Annotated in this window: 18 protein-coding genes; 8 read left to right on the top strand and 10 right to left on the bottom strand. The window is 72.2% G+C overall.

Annotated features, from left to right (window positions below):
- Positions 1–170: 170 nt before the first annotated feature.
- Complete coding sequence (locus VFZ92_RS40080; RefSeq protein WP_330882982.1) at positions 171–377, bottom strand: hypothetical protein; 207 nt, start codon at positions 375–377, stop codon at positions 171–173.
- A gap of 816 nt (positions 378–1193) precedes the next feature.
- Between VFZ92_RS40080 and VFZ92_RS40085 the strand changes: the two genes are divergently transcribed.
- On the top strand, positions 1194–2288 hold the full coding sequence (locus VFZ92_RS40085) for a GntR family transcriptional regulator (protein WP_330882984.1): 1095 nt from the start codon (positions 1194–1196) through the stop codon (positions 2286–2288).
- 113 nt (positions 2289–2401) lie between these two features.
- Complete coding sequence (locus tag VFZ92_RS40090) at positions 2402–2791, top strand: sigma factor (protein WP_330882986.1); 390 nt, start codon at positions 2402–2404, stop codon at positions 2789–2791.
- A 12-nt stretch (positions 2792–2803) separates the two neighbouring features.
- On the opposite strand, the gene VFZ92_RS40095 is transcribed toward VFZ92_RS40090, so the two are convergent.
- Both VFZ92_RS40095 and VFZ92_RS40100 read right to left on the bottom strand, forming a co-directional pair.
- On the bottom strand, positions 2804–3577 hold the full coding sequence (locus VFZ92_RS40095) for a squalene/phytoene synthase family protein (RefSeq protein WP_330882988.1): 774 nt from the start codon (positions 3575–3577) through the stop codon (positions 2804–2806).
- A gap of 838 nt (positions 3578–4415) precedes the next feature.
- Positions 4416–5924, bottom strand: coding sequence for an MFS transporter (locus VFZ92_RS40100; RefSeq protein WP_330882990.1), 1509 nt, complete (start codon positions 5922–5924; stop codon positions 4416–4418).
- A 102-nt stretch (positions 5925–6026) separates the two neighbouring features.
- On the opposite strand from VFZ92_RS40100, the gene VFZ92_RS40105 reads away from it, so the two are divergent.
- Together VFZ92_RS40105 and atpB are read left to right on the top strand one after the other, a co-directional pair.
- Positions 6027–6692, top strand: a complete 666-nt coding sequence (locus tag VFZ92_RS40105) for a helix-turn-helix domain-containing protein (RefSeq protein WP_330882992.1) — start codon at positions 6027–6029, stop codon at positions 6690–6692.
- A gap of 92 nt (positions 6693–6784) precedes the next feature.
- Entirely contained in the window at positions 6785–7558 is a 774-nt protein-coding gene (gene atpB / locus VFZ92_RS40110; protein ID WP_330882995.1) for a F0F1 ATP synthase subunit A, read from the top strand.
- Between the two features lie 9 nt (positions 7559–7567).
- On the opposite strand, the gene VFZ92_RS40115 is transcribed toward atpB, so the two are convergent.
- Together VFZ92_RS40115 and VFZ92_RS40120 are read right to left on the bottom strand one after the other, a co-directional pair.
- On the bottom strand, positions 7568–8128 hold the full coding sequence (locus tag VFZ92_RS40115) for a dienelactone hydrolase family protein (RefSeq protein WP_330882997.1): 561 nt from the start codon (positions 8126–8128) through the stop codon (positions 7568–7570).
- 220 nt (positions 8129–8348) lie between these two features.
- Positions 8349–8741 (bottom strand): hypothetical protein, encoded by a 393-nt coding sequence (locus VFZ92_RS40120; RefSeq protein ID WP_330882999.1) that lies wholly within the window; start codon positions 8739–8741, stop codon positions 8349–8351.
- 213 nt (positions 8742–8954) lie between these two features.
- On the opposite strand from VFZ92_RS40120, the gene VFZ92_RS40125 reads away from it, so the two are divergent.
- Positions 8955–9275: a putative quinol monooxygenase gene (locus tag VFZ92_RS40125; protein WP_330883001.1), complete on the top strand. Its 321-nt coding sequence runs from the start codon at positions 8955–8957 to the stop codon at positions 9273–9275.
- Positions 9276–9329: 54 nt separating this feature from the next.
- Here the strand turns inward: VFZ92_RS40125 and VFZ92_RS40130 are convergent, their stop codons facing one another.
- Positions 9330–10727 carry a serine hydrolase gene (locus tag VFZ92_RS40130; protein WP_330883003.1) on the bottom strand — a complete coding sequence of 466 codons (1398 nt, stop codon included), beginning with the start codon at positions 10725–10727 and terminating at the stop codon, positions 9330–9332.
- A 264-nt stretch (positions 10728–10991) separates the two neighbouring features.
- Here VFZ92_RS40130 and VFZ92_RS40135 point away from each other — a divergent pair, with 264 nt between their 5' ends.
- Together VFZ92_RS40135 and VFZ92_RS40140 are read left to right on the top strand one after the other, a co-directional pair.
- Positions 10992–11381, top strand: coding sequence for a hypothetical protein (locus VFZ92_RS40135; protein WP_330883004.1), 390 nt, complete (start codon positions 10992–10994; stop codon positions 11379–11381).
- Positions 11382–11437: 56 nt separating this feature from the next.
- Positions 11438–12292 carry a M23 family metallopeptidase gene (locus VFZ92_RS40140; protein WP_330883006.1) on the top strand — a complete coding sequence of 285 codons (855 nt, stop codon included), beginning with the start codon at positions 11438–11440 and terminating at the stop codon, positions 12290–12292.
- Between the two features lie 63 nt (positions 12293–12355).
- Here the strand turns inward: VFZ92_RS40140 and VFZ92_RS40145 are convergent, their stop codons facing one another.
- The gene (locus VFZ92_RS40145) at positions 12356–15247 is read right to left on the bottom strand and encodes an AfsR/SARP family transcriptional regulator (protein ID WP_330883008.1); all 2892 of its coding nucleotides are present in this window, start codon (positions 15245–15247) and stop codon (positions 12356–12358) included.
- 174 nt (positions 15248–15421) lie between these two features.
- The gene (locus VFZ92_RS40150; protein ID WP_330883010.1) at positions 15422–17122 is read right to left on the bottom strand and encodes a sulfatase; all 1701 of its coding nucleotides are present in this window, start codon (positions 17120–17122) and stop codon (positions 15422–15424) included.
- Between the two features lie 124 nt (positions 17123–17246).
- On the opposite strand from VFZ92_RS40150, the gene VFZ92_RS40155 reads away from it, so the two are divergent.
- Positions 17247–17918, top strand: coding sequence for a RibD family protein (locus VFZ92_RS40155; RefSeq protein WP_330883012.1), 672 nt, complete (start codon positions 17247–17249; stop codon positions 17916–17918).
- Here the strand turns inward: VFZ92_RS40155 and VFZ92_RS40160 are convergent.
- Both VFZ92_RS40160 and VFZ92_RS40165 read right to left on the bottom strand, forming a co-directional pair.
- Entirely contained in the window at positions 17900–18295 is a 396-nt protein-coding gene (locus VFZ92_RS40160) for a DoxX family protein (RefSeq protein ID WP_330883014.1), read from the bottom strand. The genes VFZ92_RS40155 and VFZ92_RS40160 overlap by 19 nt on opposite strands.
- Positions 18288–19040: a CDP-alcohol phosphatidyltransferase family protein gene (locus tag VFZ92_RS40165; protein ID WP_330883016.1), complete on the bottom strand. Its 753-nt coding sequence runs from the start codon at positions 19038–19040 to the stop codon at positions 18288–18290. Before VFZ92_RS40165 ends, VFZ92_RS40160 begins: the two co-directional genes overlap by 8 nt.
- Positions 19041–19048 lie beyond the last annotated feature (8 nt).

Consider the following 19048-nt stretch of genomic DNA (forward strand, 5'->3'; position numbering starts at 1 on the left):
GGCTCCGGGTCTACTCGCACCAGGCAGGCCCGCACCGCGCCCGTTCATACCGGGCAGGCTCCGGGTCTGCCCGCTCCGCGCAGGCCCGCACCGGGCCCGTTCGCACCTGACCCGCTCACACCGGGCGGGCCCTGGGCTCGCTCGCACCGGACGGGTTCGCACCGCGCCCGTCACGCACCCCGCCGGTACCGGGGCTCACACCGTCGGACCCGCTCCTGCCGGGGCTCCGCCTGCTCGTCCACCCACTCGGCCGTGAGCCACTCGTCGATCCGCGCCCGGATGCGGGCCACCCGCCTCCTCTCCGCCCACCCGCGCCACCACCGGCGAACCACCCACACCAGAGCCACCAGAGCGGACACGCCCACCACGTACTCCACGGCGCACCTCCGCCCTACACCGCAACGCGCACCATCCAGCGGTCGGTATTCCTCCTGCTCTGACATTGTGATGCACCCCACTGACATTCACAAAGGCCTGAAACCCGGCACGGGCAGACCACCTGCGAGAAGGCCGTCCCAATCGGCCGGGCCGAGCGCGTCCCACCAGCAGAACCACACGCAGTTCCGCACTAAACGCCGCCGGAATGCTGTCGATTTCCTGGCGAAAGTTGTTGCCATGACAATCTTCATGAACCGGGTTTCACATTACCCACGAGTTACCCGTGACTTTGTTCCACATTCCCCTGAATCGGCCCGTCCGGGCAGGTCGTCGTGTCCATCGGGGCAAGGGGTTTGCGCACCAAAGAAAAGCGACCTAACGTGATGGGGTCTCCAGGGACGAGCGCGGACGCCCCACGGTTCGCGGGAACTCCGGAGAACAATCGTGAACAGCTTCGCCCCCGCGCTTTCGCATGTGCTTTTGCGGTGGGGGCGTCCGGCGCCGGCGGTGGCAGGGACCGTCGCGCGCCATACCGGTCGAGGGGTCGGCGGGCCACGCCATCGTCAGCCGACCCCTTGACCGGCAAAATTGGATCAGGCCTGGCCAGAGCGGTGCATCTCGGCTGCGCGGACATCGCGTCCACCGCCGGGGAACAGGGACGCGAACGGTGTCCCGATCAGCATCCGAACTGTTCGACCGCGTCAGGGAGATGGTTGTCTCAAATGCCAAACTCGACCGGGGAACGCTCGATCCCGACGCCCGCCGAGATCACGGACGACCTCGACGAAATGCTAGGCCTGGTTACCAGCACCTCGATGAGGACCACTCCGACCTGGACGTGGTGGACCGAGGACGACGACCAGGTTCTGGTCATGCGGATGCCGCACCCGGTGGGCACGGTCGTCGGCCAGCGCACCGTCCGGGAATACGGCCACACCGTCCGGGTCGAACTGAAGGTCCGGCACAGCGACTCCCCCGTGCGCCCGGCGTCTCGCGGCGCGATGGTCATGTCGACTTTGCGCTCCACCCTGCACCGGCCCATCGGGGGCCGTGAACTCGCCGTGTTCGCGAACGGCATTCCCCGGCCCGCCGTGCGGATGCTCGACGGGTCGCACGAGGTGATCTCGGCGGAAGCACAGGAATTTTCCGACGGTCCACACCGCGCGGCCGATCCGGTGCGCGCGGGAATTCCCGACGACGGCCGCATCCCCCGGTACTACCGGGCGAAGACCCGGCTGCTCGACCTCCTTCAGGAGCTGGGCCAAGGCGCCCCCCTACCCCCGGAGCGAGAACTGTCCGCTCAGTTCGGCATCGCACGCATGACGTTGCGCCAGGCCATCGGCGAGCTCGTCGTCGAGGGCAAGGTCCGGCGCAGGCAGGGCAGCGGCACCTACGTCGCGCCGCCCAAGCTCGTCCAGCCCCTCGGCGTCCCCACCGGGGAGCCGGGGCGGGAGGAGGCCGGTGAGGTCCGCAGGCTGGTCACGGCCGAGCACCTCGCCGCCGACGCCGACCTCGCCCGCGACCTGGACATCGACCCCGGCGACCCGGTCGTGCACCTGGAGCGGTTGGCGGTGGTGGACGAGGAGCCGATGCTCCTGGAGTCGAGCTACCTGTCCGCCAAGCGGTTCCCGGACCTGATCGAGGCGTTCGACCCGGACAAGTCGCTGCTCGACTGCCTCCGCGACCGCTACTTCACGGTGCCCGCGCGGACCGACGAGCAGGTGGAGACGGTGCTGGCGTCGCCGCGCGAGGCCAGGCTGCTCGCCACCGCGCCCGCCGCGCCGATGCTGCTGCTGCACCGGCTCAGCCACGACGGCGACGGCAACCCGGTGGAACGGGTGCGCGCGCTGTTCCGCGGCGACCGGTTCACGTTCGCGGTCAGCTCGGGGACGACTGACCAGGACGACTGACGCCGGTCACAAACTGGTCAGCGGTTGAGCACCACCGACGTCCTACCGTGGGAACCGCCGCGAGGTGCACGGTCGGTGGACCGCCAGGCGATCAGCAAGAGGTGAGGAGAACGGTGGTGTTCCGATCCGCGCGGGCCGAGGCCGTCGCAGGCGAGCTGTTGGTGCGCAAGCTGTACGAGGAGCACGGCCGCGCGGCGCTGGCGTACGCGACCAGGCTGACCGGTGACCGCGCCGCGGCCGAGGCCGTGGTCGAGGAGACTCTCGTCCGGGCCTGGCGGTACTCCGACGCGATCGGGCAGGGCGGCGACTGGGTGCGCGGCTGGCTGCTCAGCACGGTGGAGAACGTCGTCCTGGAGCGGTCCTGCGCGCGCTCGGCCCCGCCGTGGCCGACCGGGGAGCACCCCGTCCGGCTGCCGGCGGTGCTCCGGACGGTCATCCGCAAGGTGAAGGTCAGCCGGATGAACGCCGTGCGCACGTCCGAGGCGCCGCTCTCGGTGTCCTGACGGCCGACCCGGTCACCGCGACGTCCCGCTGAACGTCCGGTGTGGAGCTCTGACGCCGTCGGCCGGGGGGTGGGGGAACACCACGGCGGCCAGCTCGTCGAGACCGCGGCGGGCGCCTTCGACCGCCATCGCCAGGAACCGCCTGCTCGACGGGTGCACGAGGTCGACCACTCCGGCGCCCTGGTCCACCAGCAGCCCCGCCTGCCGCACCACCGCGTCGATCGGCTCGTCCGGCAGGTAGTGGCGGCCGGTGCGCAGGTCGTGGCCGTGGTCCCGGCAGACGTCGAGCAGCCGGAACACCTCTCCCAGCAACGACATCTCGTGCTCGGCCGGGCGCACCGGTTCCAGCAGCGTCAGCGTCAGCCTGGCCGGGGCACCGCCCGCGCCCCGCAGGAAGCCGCGCAGGTCGTCGAACGTCGCGCAGCGGAGCGGTGTCTCCCGGTCGCGCCGGATCGTCTCCAGGAACTCGCCCAGCACCGCCACGTCCAGGCGCCGGGTGCGCACGGTGTGCGCGAACGCCTGCCGCAGCGGGTGCTCACCGCGACCGGTCTCCACCTCGACGACGGTCTCGGCGGCCCAGTCGGTGAAGCAGTCGTCGGCGATGTCCTCGGTGGCCGCGAAGTACGCGTGCAGCGCGTGGAAGTAGCGGTGCTTCGACGGGGGTAGGTACGTCCTCACCAGGTGGTGGGTCTCCGGGTCCGCGGCGGCGTGCACGCGGTCGCACAGCTCGAACGACGCCCGCAGCGCGGGATCCGGAACACCTGCCAGGTCCAGCGAGTTCACCATCAGCACACCCCGTTCTCCGCAGTGGGCACTGATCATTCAGCGAGAGGGGGGTGAAAAACGAGGGCTCGGCCTGTTTCGGTCGAAAAGACGAAGGGATAGCCCGAATCGGTGAAGTTTCGTCACCGATCGTCGCGGAGGACCACGACGGGTGGTGACCGGGACGGCCTACTCCTCGTGGGGCTCGCCGATCTCCTCACCCACCATGCTTGTCGGCTTCCGCGGCCGTGGTGGAGCGAGTAGTAGCACGTGCCGCTGTATGGTTGACCTGTGCCGGGCTTCCGGTTTCAGCGGATCGAGTGGCTGCCGGTCCTGGGGGATCGAGTGGCTGCCGGTCCTGGGGATCGGGTAGCTGCTGGTCCCAGCGGGGCGGCCGATTTGACTCGGGGGCCCCTGGATTTGCCCCTTGATCGGGCTTGCGGGCAGAGGCGGTGGCCTGCCCGATCTACCAGGGTAAGGGGCAAATCCCCCGAGTAAGATCGGCCGTGGTTCAGGGAAGGCGGCAGCTCGCTGTCAGCGCGTACGACGGCAGGGGGTTGCGCTTTTGCTTGGCCAGGACTGCAGTACGTCTTGTCGACTGTCCACAAAGGTCTTGGCTCTGCTTGGCAGGGTTGTTGCCGCCCGTGGGCGTTACCGTCCACCTTGTCCGTGCTCGGCCGAGTCCCCAACGTGATGGGGCTGCCGTAGTCGGGCGGCGATGTCCAACCCCAGGACTCTTCCGCTTTCCCACGGCTGCGGCCAGGACGGCTGTCATGTCGTCCTGGCCGCAGCCGATCTCCGGCACGGACCCGCCTGGGAAGCGGTTCGTTGATCGTGGGAACGGCGGGCGGGTGAAGTGCTGCTACATGTGCACGGCCGGGGCCGCGCCCTCCATGTTCGGGGCGCCCGAGCGGAGCAGGAGGCCGGAGATGAGCGCGCCCACGAGGAAGACGCCGGCCGCCCAGGTGAAGGCCGTGCTGTAGCTGTGGATGGCCGCGTCGGCCAGCAGTTGCGGGGTCGGCTGCCTTCCGTCCACGAAGGACACGGCCGCGTCGGCCGCCAGGGTGCTCAGCAGGGCGGTGCCGATGGAGCCGCCGATCTGCTGCATGGTGTTCACGGTCGCCGAGGCGACGCCCGCGTCGTGCGCTTCCACGCCCAGCGTGGCGACGCTCATGGCGGGCGCCATCGACAGGCCGATGCCGACGCCGAGGACCATCAGGGGCAGCAGCACGCCGCCGCTGTAGGTGCTGGTGAGGCTGATCTGGCTGAGCCAGAACAGGCCCACCGCGCCGATGACCATGCCGAGCGGCACGAGCGGGCGGGCGCCGAAGCGGGGCAGCAGCAGCGCGGTCGCCGAGGTCGCGCTGATCATCAGGGTGGCGACCATCGGCATGAAGGCCAGGCCGCTCTCGATGGGCGTGAACCGCAGGTTCTGCTGGAGGTAGAACGTGAGGAACAGGAAGATCGCGAACATCCCGATGCCGAGCAGGAACACCGAGGCGTAGGCGCCCGCGCGGTCGCGGTCCAGCACGATGCGCATCGGCAGCAGCGGGTGCGAGGTGGTCGTCTGGATGCGGACGAACACGACGAGCAGCACGACGCCCGCCAGCAGGAAGCCCCACACGGACGCGGACGACCAGTCGTGGCTCTCCTTGTTGGCGAAGCCGTAGACGACGGCGAAGAGGCCCGCGGTCGAGGTCAGGGTGCCGGGGACGTCGAGCTTCGGGCGGTCGGACGCGGCGACGGGCTCGTGGCGCAGCAGCACGTAGGAGCCCGCCAGGGCGATCACGGCGAAGACGATGTTGACGTACATGCACCAGCGCCAGTCGAGGTACTCGGTGAGCACGCCGCCGAGCAGCAGGCCGATGGCCGCGCCGCCGCCTGCGATGGCGCCGAAGATGCCGAACGCGCGGCCGCGCTCCTTCGGGTCCGTGAACGTGGTGGTGAGCAGCGAGAGCGCGGCGGGGGCGAGCAGGGCGCCGAACACGCCCTGCGCGGCGCGGGCGGCGAGCAGCATCTCGATGCTGGTCGCGGCGCCGCCGATCGCGGAGACGACGGCGAAGCCGCCCAGGCCCACCAGGAACGCGGGCTTGCGGCCGAAGATGTCGCCGATGCGTCCGCCGAGCAGCAGGAGGCTGCCGAACGCGAGCGCGTAGGCGGTGACGACCCACTGGCGGGCGTCGTTGCTGAAACCGAGGTCCGCCTGGGCGGACGGCAGCGCGATGTTCACGATGGTCGCGTCGAGCACGACCATGAGCTGCGCGAGGCCGATCATGACCAGGATCAGCCAACGTCGAGCGTGGTGCGGGTTGTCGCCGTGGTCGGCGACGACCCTGGGCGCCTCCACCGTGGCGGTCGGTGAATCCGGCATGGGCGTGTCCTCACGGGTATATGTGGAGCAGGTATCTCCGGTTACCCGATCAGCGTACACACGAAGTGGAGGAGCAACCTCAACTTCCGGTACCGTAGGGGCATGACACGGGACACAGTCCCCGTCGCAACGGTGCGACCCCTGCGTCGGGATGCGGAGCTCAACCGCCGCAAGATCATCGAATCCGCGCGGATCGTCTTCAGCGAACGCGGTTTCGGCGCCACGCTCGACGACATCGCCCACCACGCCGGTCTCGGCGTCGGCACGGTGTACCGCCGGTTCCCCGGCAAGGAGCACCTCGTGGAGGCCATGTTCGTCGAGCGCATGGACGAGATCCGCGAGCTGGCCGAGCGGGCGCTGGAGGAGAGCGACCCCTGGGAGGGGTTCGCGACCTTCCTGGTGGGCACCGCCGAACTGCACTCCGCCGACCGCGGGCTGCGGGAGGTCATGCTGTCCAACAACTTCGGCCAGGAACGCGTGGCCGCGGCCAAGGAGCGGATGATCCCGCTCGCGGTGGAACTGGTGCGGCGGGCCAAGGCGTCCGGGCAGTTGCGCGCGGACTTCGAGGACACCGACCTGCCGATCATCCACATGATGATCGGCTCGGTCGCCCAGTACACCCACGACGTGCGGCCCGAGCTGTGGCGGCGCTACCTCGGCGTGCTGCTGGACGGACTGCGGGCCGACTCGGGCCGGACGCTGTCCCCCGAGGCGCTGGACCCCGAGGCGCTCGACGTCGCCATGTGCGCGTGGAAGCCGCGCCAGTGACGCGGGGCACCTGAGCCGAACGGGTGCACGCCCCCTCGTCCACACCGGTCCGTTAGCGTGGCGGGACAGCTTGGACGAGGGGGGACCCGCCCATGACCTCCGTGTTGGCCGACTCGACGTTCGTCCCGCCGGGGGTGCGGGACTTCTTCCCACCCGCGATCGTCGGCGGGATCACCAAACCGATGGTGCTGCTGGTGCTGTCGGTCGTCGTCGTCGCGGTGTTCTTCCTGGTCGCCGTGCGCGACCTGAGGATCGTGCCGGGCCGGTTCCAGTTCGCCGCCGAATCGGTCTACGGCTTCGGCCGCGACTCCATCGCCAGGGAGCAGATCGGCGGCAGGGACTTCGCGCCCTACGTGCCGCTGATCGTGTCGCTGTTCACGTTCATCCTGGTGAACAACCTGTTCGGCATCATCCCGTTCATCCAGTTCCCGACCATGGCGCACTCCGGTTTCCCGCTGGCGCTGCTGATCGTCCTCTACCCGCTGTTCCACGTCGTCGGCATCCGGCGGCACGGGCTCGGCGGCTACCTGAAGAACCAGCTGTTCCCGCCGGGCGTGCCGAAGCCCGTCTACCTGATGCTGACGCCGATCGAGCTGTTCCTGCGGTTCTTCATGGACCCGCTCGCGCTCGCGATCCGGGTGTTCGCCGCCATGTTCGCGGGCCACCTGATCCTGCTGGTGTTCACCCTCGGCGGCGAGTTCCTCCTCCTGGAGGCGGGCGCCTGGCTCACACCGGTGTCGCTGGTGGCCTTCGCGTTCGCCATCGCGATGACGTTCCTGGAAGCACTGGTGCAGGTGCTCCAGGCGTACATCTTCGCCCTGCTGACGGCGAACTACATCGGCCGCGCGCTGGCGGCCGACCACTAGGCGGTCGGGTCAGAGCGCGGCGAGGAAGTCGATGCAGCGCCGCCACATCAGCTGGGCGGCGCGCTCGTCGTAGTCCGGCAGGCCCTCGTCGGTGAACAGGTGCCCGACGCCGGGGTAGGTGAAGGCCTCAGCCTTGGCGCCCGCCGCGTCCCGCACCCACCCGGCGACCTTGTCCGGCGTCGCGTACGCGTCCGGGTCCGCCACGTGGAGCTGCATCGGCAGGCCGGGCCGCACGTTGTCCGGCACGGCCCCGGTCCCGTGCAGGAACAGCACGCCCGCGCACTCCGGGCGTTCGGCCAGCAGCCCGCCCGCGATGCTCGCGCCCATGGAGAACCCGCCGAGCACCGTGTCGGCGGGCAGGCCGTGCAGGACCGCGCGCGCCCGTTCGGCGATGGTCGGCCAGCCGATCCACTCGGCCAGCGTGAACCCGTCGTCCAGGGTCTCGGCGATCCCGCCGTAGTACAGGTCGGGGGTCACCACGGCGTGCCCGGCCTCCCGGAACCGACCCGCGGCGGCGAGCACGGCGGGCCTGAGCCCGTAGGCGGAGTGGAACAGCACGACGGTGGTCATGGGCCCATTATCGACTGGGTGGCGAGAGCCGCGACCACACCCACCACGAGGACGGCGGCGGTGACGGGGTACCGGTCGGTCCGGGCCGTCCCCGAGTCCCGACCGGTGCCGGTGAGCAGCGCGTTCGCCCGCGGCACCGCACCGCACCGCCGCACCCGCGAGGGGGCCGCCCCTCGAACCCCGGAGCCGAGCGGCGTCCCCCTCACGGACCCCACGACCGTCAGCCCACGTAGTGGCAGTAGGCCATCGGCGGCAGGTTGCCGTACATGTCACCCTCCAGGTACAGGGCGTTGACGAACTGGTTGCCGCCGTCCTGGTGGCCGATCAGCACCCAGATGTCCCTGGTGATCCCGAAGTCCGTGATCGGCTCGCCGTGCGTGTAGCAGTACGCCGACGTGCTCCCGCCCGCCGACAGGTAGCCCGCTTTGGCGCACGAGCTGGCGGGGCACTGCCGGACGTTCACCTGGTGCCACGCGGTGACCCGGTACTGGGGCGGGTCGCCGATGCCGCCCTGCCCGGTGACGGCGGCCGGGTCGGCCATCGCAGCGGCACCACCGCCGAGCACGGCCGCCGCCGTCAGCAGTGCGGTGACGGCGAACTTCACGAGCCTCATCCAGAACCTCCTCGGGTCGGGCCGCGACGGCCCGTTCCATGATCGAATTTTGTCGACCGCTGTGGACACGCCGCCGACCACCGCGGCGTTGCACGGGTTCGACCGGTCGCTCCGGGGTCCCGATCCGCTCCCGGCGTGCCGGGGACCGGGACGAGGAGGATCGTCGGACGCGGCGACCGCCGGTCGTCCCAGCGCGCACGAACGAGGAGAGTCATGATCTTCATCACGGCCAAGTTCCGGATCAAGCCCGAGCACGCCGACGACTGGCCGGAGATCGCCCGCGAGTTCACCGAGGCGACCCGCGCCGAGCCCGGCTGCCTGTGGTTCGACTGGTCCCGCAGCGTCGACGACCCGACCGAGTACGTGCTCGTGGAGGCGTTCCGCGACGGCGAGGCGGGCGCGGCGCACGTCGGGTCCGACCACTTCAGGACCGCCCGCGAGACCCTCCCGCCCCACCTGGTGGCGACGCCGAGGATCGTGAACACCACGGTTCCCGGCGAGGACTGGTCCGAGCTGGGCGAGATGGCCGTCTGACGACCGGGGCCCGCCGACCCCGGTGGGGCGGCGGGCTCCGGTGTGGACGGACGGTCAGTCGCGCAGGTCGGCGACGATCTCGTCGATGGCCTTCCCGAGCTTCCCGTGCTTCTCGGTGTAGAGCACCGGGAACGTGCCGGGGGTGTCGGCGGGCCGGTTCAGGTCGACGTAGTCGGTGCCCAGGTTGGAGAACACGACGACCACGTAGTGGCGGTTCTTCTCACCCGGCAGCGAGCGCACGATCCCCGCGTCGCTGCCGGTGGTGTCCACCCAGCCGGTCTTGTGCGCGAACGTGACCTCGGCCGCCGCGTCGCACGGCCGGGTGTCCCGGTCGTACACCGCGTCGCCCGCGGTCACGCGACCGGTGGCCGGGTCGACCCAGCGCTTCGGCGTGACCTGCGGGATGCCCGGTGCCGGGTACCCGCGGCCGCACCAGTTCGTGGTGGACAGCATCTCGTTGTGGCCCTGGTCGGCCAGCGTCCTGGCGAACAGCTCGCGCGAGGTGGCGCTCAGCTCGTCACGGGTGATCCGCTTGCCCTCGGCCGTGGTCCACAGCGTGCCGACGCCGCCGTTGACCAGAAGCAGGAGCTTGGCGGTGTCGACGCTGCTCATGTTCGCGCCGATCCACCGACCGCCGTTGGCCGGGTTGGTGCCGGTCACCATGAGCGTCGACAGGCCGAGGTCCGCGAACGTCCGGTTGACCTGGTCCCACGCGCCGAGGTCGTGGACCATCTTGATCAGCGCGCACGTCGACTCGTTCTTCGACAGGGTGATCATCTCGTCGAAGTACCGCTTGATCGGCTTGGTGGCCGCGCCGCCGCAGGCCGCGTTCGGCGCGGTCGGCTCGTAGACGTAGTCCGCGTCCAGCGAGACGCGCCCCTGGTCGGCCAGGCGCAGCACGCCGAAGCCGACCATGAGCTTGAGCACCGACGCCGGGTACGGCGAGGAGAAGTCGATCGGCGCCTGCTCGCGGCCCGCGAGCACGTCCCTGGTCCCCCTGCCGCCGTTGGCGTCCCACTCGGCGTCGTCCCACCAGCGGTAGCGCACCTGGTCGGTGGACAGCCCGCTCCTGTTCAGCGGCACCACGACCCCGTCCGGGTACCGCGGGCTGACGAGCACGTCGGCCATCGCGGTCGGCCTGCCGAGCCGGTCGAGCTCGATCACCGCGACGTCCAGGTTCGGCGACTGGTGCAGCGGCGTCGGCTCGGCCGCGACCGCGACCCTCGCGGCCAGGTCCGCGGCCGTGGCGTCGTACTTCTCCGGAGCGCCCGCGCGCCCGGCCGCCACACCGCTGCTCGCGGGCGGGGTCACGTCCAGCACGTTGCGGAAGTCCTGCGCGGCGATCGCGGCGCGCAGCCGGTCGGCGAGCCGGTGCCCCGCCGCGGAGTCGGGCTCCGCGACCGCGGGGGCGGTCCCGCCGAGCAGGGCCGAGACCGCCACGGCGGCGGTCAAGGTCAACGTTCTGCGTTGGAACAAGCTCACGCACTCCCCCGAATGATGGAATCGACTGTGCCGGGAACAGTAGGGGACGGACCCGTCGACCATTCCGGGTGATCTTGGAATCTTGTGATCCCGCACAACTCCCGCACAACCGGCTCGCTCCCGGTGAGCGCTTCCCACCTGCCGGTTTACCGCCGCCTAGGCGTTCTCTGACCCCGGTGCCCGAGAGTTCGTGCCGTCCACGGGGGACGAGGTCGAAGGGCACGAGGAGGTCCGATGCCGATCCGCACGTCCACCGCGCCGCGGCGCGCCTCCACCGGCCTGCTCGCCCTCGTCGCCGCGGGGACCGGGATCTCGACCGGCAGCCCGGTCACGCTGGTCCGCCGGGAGCGCGGGCCGAGCTACGGCGGCAGCGACATCCGGGACCTCACCGACGACGGGCTGTGGATCCCGGACGCCTACGTGGACACCGACCCCACCGGCGCGGTGGTGGGCGCCTGCGTCGTCCCCCGGTCCTTCCCGGCGAAGGTGGACCTCAACGGGCGCGCGAAGAAGGGCGACCAGATCCTCGAAGCCGCTCCGCCGCGCGACGACGACGGTGTGCACGTCCGCGGCACCTGCGGCAGGAACTCGTGGACGGCCCACGCCGTCCGCTACATCCAGTGAACGTCCACCACGCGGTCCCGGAGCACCGGAACCGCCCGGATGAGGGTTGGGGAACCATGAGGCTCAACACGATCGCAGCGGCGGGCATCGGCCTGCTGGTCGGCATCGGAGGCCTGGCCGTCGGCGGCGGGACGGCGGTGGCGGAACCGAACTTCCAGCTACCGTTCCCCTGCGCCCAGACCTGGGAGGGCCAGACCCGCACGGGCCACAGCCCGGCCAACGCGGTGGACTTCAACCGGGCCAACGACGAGGGCGACGCCGTGGTCGCGGCCTCCTCCGGCACGGTGAGCCGCGTGGCCAACGAGGGGTCCACCAGCTACGGCCGGTGGATCGAGATCAACCACGGCGGCGGCTGGACCACCCGCTACGCCCACCTCTCCGCGCAGCGGGTGTCGGTCGGCCAGGGCGTGTCCACCGGACAGACCATCGGCAACGTCGGCAACACCGGCGGGTCGACCGGCGCGCACCTGCACTACGAGCAGAGGCTCAACGGTGCCGCGGTGAGGGCGAAGTTCAACGGCACCACCGCTCTCTACTGGGGGACCAAGAGCTACAAGAGCACCAACGGCTGCGGCGGCGGCAGCGGCAACCCCTACGACGCCGAGCAGGTGTGCGGCTCCGGGTACGAGGTCGTGGACTCCGCCGCCCTGGGCACCAAGGGGCGCGTCTACCTGACCTACAACAGCGGCAACGGCAACAACTGCGCCGTGACGATGAAGCACACCAAGCTGGGCACGGCGTCGGCGTCCTCCGCCTTCCTGGAGGTCGAGGGCGCGGCCAGGAGCACCGACTCGGGCAGCTACGCCTACTACGCCGGCCCGGTCCGCAAGGCGGCTCCCGGCAAGTGCGTGAAGTGGGGCGGCTCGGTGGACTCCGAGACCTACACCAGCCGCTTCGAGCACTGCGGCTGACCGGTGGCGGGCGGTTCCGGTCCGCTGTGGACCGGAACCGCCCGCCTCGGCGGGTGTGCGGTGTCAGTCCACGAGGACCGGGTCGAGGTAGCCGAGGAACGACTCGAAGAACACGGGCAGCCGCACGTCCACGCCCTCGAACAGCGTTCGCGCGGTCCGCTGGTGCCAGGCCGCCTCGGCGTCCCGGCCGTCCGCCAGCAGCGCGCGGGCGACCTGCCGGTGCCCCGCCGCCCTGCCGTACGCGCTGCCGAGCAGGCTGGTCATCGCGAGCGACGCGCTCGCGTCCTCCAGCGCCGCGGCCGGGTTCCCCTGCCGCAGGTGGACCTCCGACCGGCTGAGCAGCGTCGTCCACTCGTCCTCGCGGTTGCCGACCTCCCGCGCCCGCGCCATGCACTCGTCGAGCAGCGGCAGCGCCCGGTCGTGGTCGCCGAGGTGCCCGTGGAGCAGCCCGAGGTCGGCCACGCAGATGGCGATGCTGTGCGGGGCGTCGTTCTCCCGCGCCAGGTCCAGCGCGTGCCCGGCCAGCACCAGCGCCGTCGCGGCCCGGCCCGACAGGTGGTGCGCGCGGGCCAGCACGTGCAGCGTGCCGACGGCGGCTCCCGGTGCCCCGTGCTCGTCCAGGATCGCCAGCGCCCGCTCCAGGTGCGGCACGGCCTCCTCGGCCCGCCCCGCGTAGTTCGTGAGCAGCCCGCCGAGGCTGACCAGCACCCGTGCCCGGTCCAGCGGGTCGTCCGCGGACAGCGCCAGCGCCCGGTCGTACCGCTCGCGGGCGAGCCCGTAGCGACCGGCGACCTGGTCCGCGAACGCCTGCACGAGCAGCGCGAGCCGTTCGACGCCGGGGGCGAGCCCCAGCTTCGCGACCGCCGCGCCGATGCGCCCGGTCTGCGCGATCTCGGCGTGCAGGTCCTGCTTCCACAGGTGTTCCTGGAGCATCAGGGCGATCTCCAGGGCGAGCACGGCGCAGTCCGGCAGAACGGCGGCCTGACCGGCGGCGACCAGCAGGTTCGGCGTCTCGGCCGCCATCCAGGCCAGGCACTCCCCGATCTCGCCGCAGGGTGCGGGCGCCCCCTCCGGGTGCGGGACGTCGAGCGGTCGCAGCGTCGACTGCACGGCGCGGACCGTGTCGCGGTAGTGGGTCAGCGCCCGCACGACCGCCGCGGTCCGCTCCTCGGCGGGCTCGTCGTGCTCGGCCCGCTCGATCGCGAACAGCCGGAGCAGGTCGTGCATCCGGTACTCCCCCGGTGCCTCCACGTCCACGAGCCCGGCGTCCACGAGCGGGTCGATCGCCCGTTCGGCCTCGGCCGGGTGCAGGTCCAGCAGGGCCGCGGCGACCGGCAGCCGCAGCGTCGGCAGCGTCAGCAGGCCCAGCAGCCGGAACGAGTGCGCCGCGACCCGGCCGCGCTCGGACCCGTCGCGCAGCAGCTCCTCGTAGCTGAGCCGCACGCTGGAGCGCACCGCGAGGTCGTCGAACCGCAGCTCGTCCAGCCGGTGCCGCTCGTCGTCGAGGCGGGAGGCCAGCGACGCCAGCGTCCAGTCCGGCCTGCTGCGCAGCCGGGCGGCGGCGATCCGCAGCGCCAGCGGGAGGTACCCGCAGCTGCGCGCCACCTCGGCCGCCGCGCGCCTGCTCACCCCGTCCGTGACCAGGCCGGTCACCGCGCCGAGCAGTGCGACGGCCTCGTGCTCCGGCAGCGGCTCCAGCGCGAGGTGCAGGCCGTCCAGGGTGGCCAGCACCCGCCTGCTGGTGACCAGGATCGCGCTGCCGGGTCCCGCGGGCAGCAGCGGGACCACCTGGCTCGCGTCGATCGCGTTGTCCAGCACCACGAGCACCCGGCGGTCCGCGAGCATCGACCGGTACAGCGCCGCGGCCTCGGCGGGATCGGCCGGGATCGCGGACGGCGGCGCGCCGAGCGCCCGCAGGAAGTGCTGGAGGACCTGGGCCGCCTCGACGGGTTCGCGCCCCGGCGTGGAGCCCTGGAGGTCGACGTAGAGCTGGCCGTCGGGGAACAGCCCGGCCGCCAGGTGCGCGACGCGCAGCACCAGGGCGGACTTGCCCCGGCCGCCGGGCCCGTGGACCGCGCCCACGACCGGTTCTCGGGTGGCGCGCGACAGCAGGTGGAGCAGCACCTCCCGCTCGCGGTCCCGGTTGACGAACACGACGGGGTTGGCGGGGAGTTCCCTCGGCGCGATCCGCTTCTCCCCCGCGGGCTCGACCGGCGCGGCCACGTCGCCCGCCAGCACCGAGTCGCGCAGCGCCCGCAGCTCCTGTCCGGGGTCGAGGCCCAGTTCGTCGGCCAGCAGGCGCTCGCCCTCGGCGAACACGGTGAGCGCCTCGGCCTGGCGGCCGGAGTGGTGCAGCGCGAGCATCAGCTGGCCGCGCAGGCGTTCCCGCAACGGCTGCTCCGCGACCAGCGCCGTCAGCTCGGGCACGAGGTCGCGGTGCCGGGCGGCGCGCAGGTCGGCGTCGACCCGGTACTCCACGGCGCCCAGCCGCTCCTCCTCCAGCGCGTCGCTCAACCGCCCGCCCCTGCCGGTGTGGCGCAGGTCGGGCACGGCGGTGCCGCGCCAGAGGTCCAGCGCCTCGCGCAGCAGGTCGCCCGCCACCACCGGGTCGGCGGCGGCCGTCGCGCGGCGCACGAGGTCGCGGAACACCTCCAGGTCCAGCGCGCCCCGCGGGATGTCCAGGCGGTAGCCCTGCCGCGACCCGGTCAGCACGACGTCCGGGGTGCCCGCCAGGAGTCTGCGCAGCTGCGACACGTAGACCTGCACGACCTTGCGGCCGCTCGCGGGCGGCTCGTCCTCCCAGAGGACGGCGAGCAGGCTCTCCACCGACACGACCTGCCCCGCGCTGAGCAGCAGGCCGGTCAGCAGCCTGCGCTGCTGCGGCGCGGCGATGTCGAGCGCGTGCCCGTCACGGCGCACCTCCAGCGGACCCAGAACACCGAACGACCAGCTCACACATCCACCCAGACACGCGTCGGCCGACCTTGGTCCCCCCGCTGACCGCACTCCGCCGAGTGGTGTCGTCCATGAGCTCGTCGGCGTCGTCCCGCCAGCCGATCGCGACGATAACAGCTCCCCCGTGCACACCGAACCAGTTGAACAGCGGGCTGAAGACTCCGCTGTCGACGGTCAGTGGTCGGGTGAGGCCGACGGTGTCGGGGCCGCCGGGCCGAAGGCGGTCAGGAACCTGTCGCGGAACGAGTCCATCCGCCAGACGGGCGCCCGCCCACCGGGCTTGAGGCCGTCGTCCCAGCCCCAGGCCGCGACGCGGTCCAGCACGGCCGGGTCCTTGGCGACGATCGTGATCGGCACGTCGCGGCCCGCGTCGGCCCCGGTGACGACCTGCGCGGGCTGGTGGTCCCCGAGGAAGACCAGCACGAGGTCGTCGTCGCCGTGGTCGCGCACGTAGGAGACGAGGGTGTTCACCGCGTACTCGACGGACTTCGCGTAGTCGGCCCGGACGCCGCTCGGCTCGCGGCCGAAGATGGCCTCCGGCGGTTCGTCGCCCGAGACCATCGAGCCGTACGCGGAGCCGTCGCCGACGGCCTCCCAGTCCAGCGGCTCCGGGATGGGCGACCACGGCGCGTGGCTCGACAGCAGCGGGATCGCGGCCATCACCGGGGCGTGGCCGGGGGTGGAGCGCTCGCGCTGCTGGAACGCGGACAGCGTGTACTGGTCGGGCATGGTGGCGTAGCCGAAGCGCGGTCCGCGGTAGCCGAGGTCGGCGCTCGCGTAGATCTTCTCGTAGTCGAAGTACTCGCCCTCGGGCCAGGCCTGGGTGATGCCGGGCACGACGCCGACGGACCGCCAGTCCGCGCGCCCGAACGCGCCGGGCAGGCTGAGGCGGTCGCTCGCGACGAGCGTGCGGTACCGCTGCTGGTTGTCGATCCACAGCCCCGACAGCAGCGTCGCCTGGGCCAGCCAGCTCCCGCCGCCCGCCGTCGGGGAGGTCAGGAAGGCGCTCCGGGACGCGAACCCGGCCGCGCGCAGCTCGGCGCCGCCCGCGTCGAGCGCCGCGGTCACCCTCGGCGCGATCTCCGGGTGCTCCAGGGCGTCGCGGCCGTAGCTCTCCACGAACGCGAGCACGACGTCCTTCCCGCGCAACCCGGTCAGCAGCTCCGAGCCGGGGGTGTCGCGGAACGCGTCGACCGCGGCCTCCGCGGCGAACGCCTCGCGGTCGTTCAGGCCCGCCTTCACGGCGCGCGCGTGGTCGTGGACGAACTCCGTCGCGCCACCGGTGGAGATCGGCACACCGGGCACGGCGAGGGTGATCCAGGCGACCGCGAGCAGCGCGACCGCGCGCGTCGACGCGGTGCGGTGGCCGACCACGACGCGGGTCAGCCGCAGGACGGCCAGGGTCGTGAGCACGATGAGCCCGACCACGAGCGCCACGGCCGCCACCACGACGCCGATCGACGCGATCCGGCCGACCGTGACGTCGACGTAGTTGACGGCGGGCCCGAGCAGCGGCCAGTCCAGCACCAGGTCGAACGGCCGGTAGAGCACCGTGTCGAAGCCGATGTCCATGATCTTCACCACGAGCAGCAGGCCGAGCCCGGCACCGCCCGCCACCGCCGCGGTCCGGCGGAGCCGGGGCGGCAGGACGAGCACGAGCACCACCCCGAACAGCCCCTCGACCGGGATGCGCAGGAACGCGCCGGGCGTGAAGCGTTCGAGGTCGGCGGGCGCGACGAGCGCCACCAGCACGAGCAGCCCGGCCAGGACCGTGGTCACGGGTGCCGCCGCGCGGCGCCACCCGGACCTGGCGGGCGTCTCCCCCGGAGCCGTCCGCTCCGCGGGGGACCGCCGGAACCACGTGATGACCGACATTCTCCGAACCCTCCGGTGGGGCAGCGGGCCGCTGTCGCGGCCGGGGCGCTGCAAGGGGTAACGCGGGCCACCGGCGGAAGGTTCAGCCGGTGGCGGAGACCGGTCGCCCGACTACGGTGGGACCGTGACCCGACCGCACGTCCTGCTCAGCGTCGCCGTCAGCGTCGACGGCCACATCGACGACCGGAGCGGCCACCGCTTCCCACTGTCCAATGCGGACGACTTCGACCACGTGGACCGGATCCGCGCCGAGTCGGGCGCGATCCTCGTGGGCGCGGGGACGTTGCGCGCCGACAACCCCCGCCTGCTGGTGAACAGCCCGCGGCGGCGGGCGGCGCGGGTCGCGAGCGGACAGTCGGAGTTCCCGTTGAAGGTCACCGTTTCCGAGTCCGGCGACCTGGCCCCGGAGTGGAACTTCTGGCACCACGGCGGCGCCAAGCTCGTGTACACCACCGGTTCGGGGGCGCTCCGGGCCTCGGCCGCGCTCGGCGACCTCGCGGAGGTCGTGGCGCTCGGTCCGGCGGTCGACTTCGGTGCCCTGCTCGACGACCTCGGCGACCGCGGGGTCGAGCGCCTCATGGTCGAGGGCGGCGAACGGGTCCACACCGCGTTCCTGGCCGCCGGTCTGGTCGACGAGATCCGCATGGCCGTCGCCCCGATGCTCATCGGGCAGGCCGACGCCCCGCGCTTCCTGGGCCCCGCCGAGTTCCCCGGCGGGCCCGCCCACCGGTTCCACCTGGAGGAGGTGGCCAAGCTCGGCGACGTCGCCGTGCTGCGCTACTTCCCCAAGCGCTGAGGCAGCAGCGCGAGGACCGTGTCGCGGCGGAACCAGGCCACGACCGCGCTCACCACCAGCAGCTCGGCGGGCAGGGTCGCGTCACCGCCGCTCACCAGGAACAGCTCGGTGGTGACGGCGCCGGCCATCACCCCGGCCAGGCCCAGCGCGGCGAGCCCGCACAGGCGCGGGACGAGCAGGCCGATCGCGCCCGCGACCTCCAGCACACCGGTGAGGTGGCGCAGCCACTGGCCGACACCGATCTCCTCGAACTTGCCGATCGTGCCCGGCCCGAACAGCAGGTACCCGCTGTAGACGAAGTAGGCGGCCAGCAGGGCCTGGACCACCCGCAGCACGACGTCGCCGACGCGCCGCGCCGTGTCGACCCGGCTAGACATGGACGTACCTCCGCACCGGCGCGACGGTCCCGGCCACGGTCACGACGCGGTGGCGGAACAGCCACGCGGTGTCCCGGCCGAACGACCACAGCAGCGTCGCCAGCGCGAACCCGACGAGGTGCTCGGAGAACGGCACGACACCGGACGCGGCGACCACCAGCAGGACGCCCTGGACCGCGGCCACGGTCTTGCGGGCGTAGCTGGCGGGCAGGTCGGCGCGCAGCCACGGGAACGCCCAGGAGGCGGCCACGAAGACGTAGCGCATCGCGCCGATCGCCAGCACCCACGGGCCGAACGAGAACGCCACGTGGACGCTCAGGACGAGGATGAGGAACGCGTCGACCTCCATGTCGAACCGCGCCCCCAGGGCGGAGGAGGTGCCCGTGCGGCGGGCGACCTGGCCGTCCACGCAGTCGAGGGCGAGCGCGACCGCGGTGAACGCCACCATCATCGCCGTCGGCACCCCCTCTCCCACGCGGTCGACCACGATCGCGGTCACGGACCCGACGAGGACGCCGCGGCCCAGGGTGACCCGGTCCGCCGGTCCCAGCGCGCCCCCGGTCCGCTGCAGCGCGTAACCCAGCAGGGACCAGGTCACGACCGCGTAGGAGATGCCGGCGAGCCAGCCCGGCGCACCGAGGCCGACCGTGCGCTCGACGAAGGCGAGCAGGATGATCTGCGCACCGGCCCACGCCGCGTGCTCGGGCACGGCGGACGCCGTCTTGCTGTGCTGAAGTGTGGTCATCGTGCCCC

Origin of the sequence: Umezawaea sp., from assembly GCF_036375055.1 — a bacterium.
In the GTDB taxonomy this organism is placed as follows: Bacteria; Actinomycetota; Actinomycetes; order Mycobacteriales; family Pseudonocardiaceae; genus Umezawaea.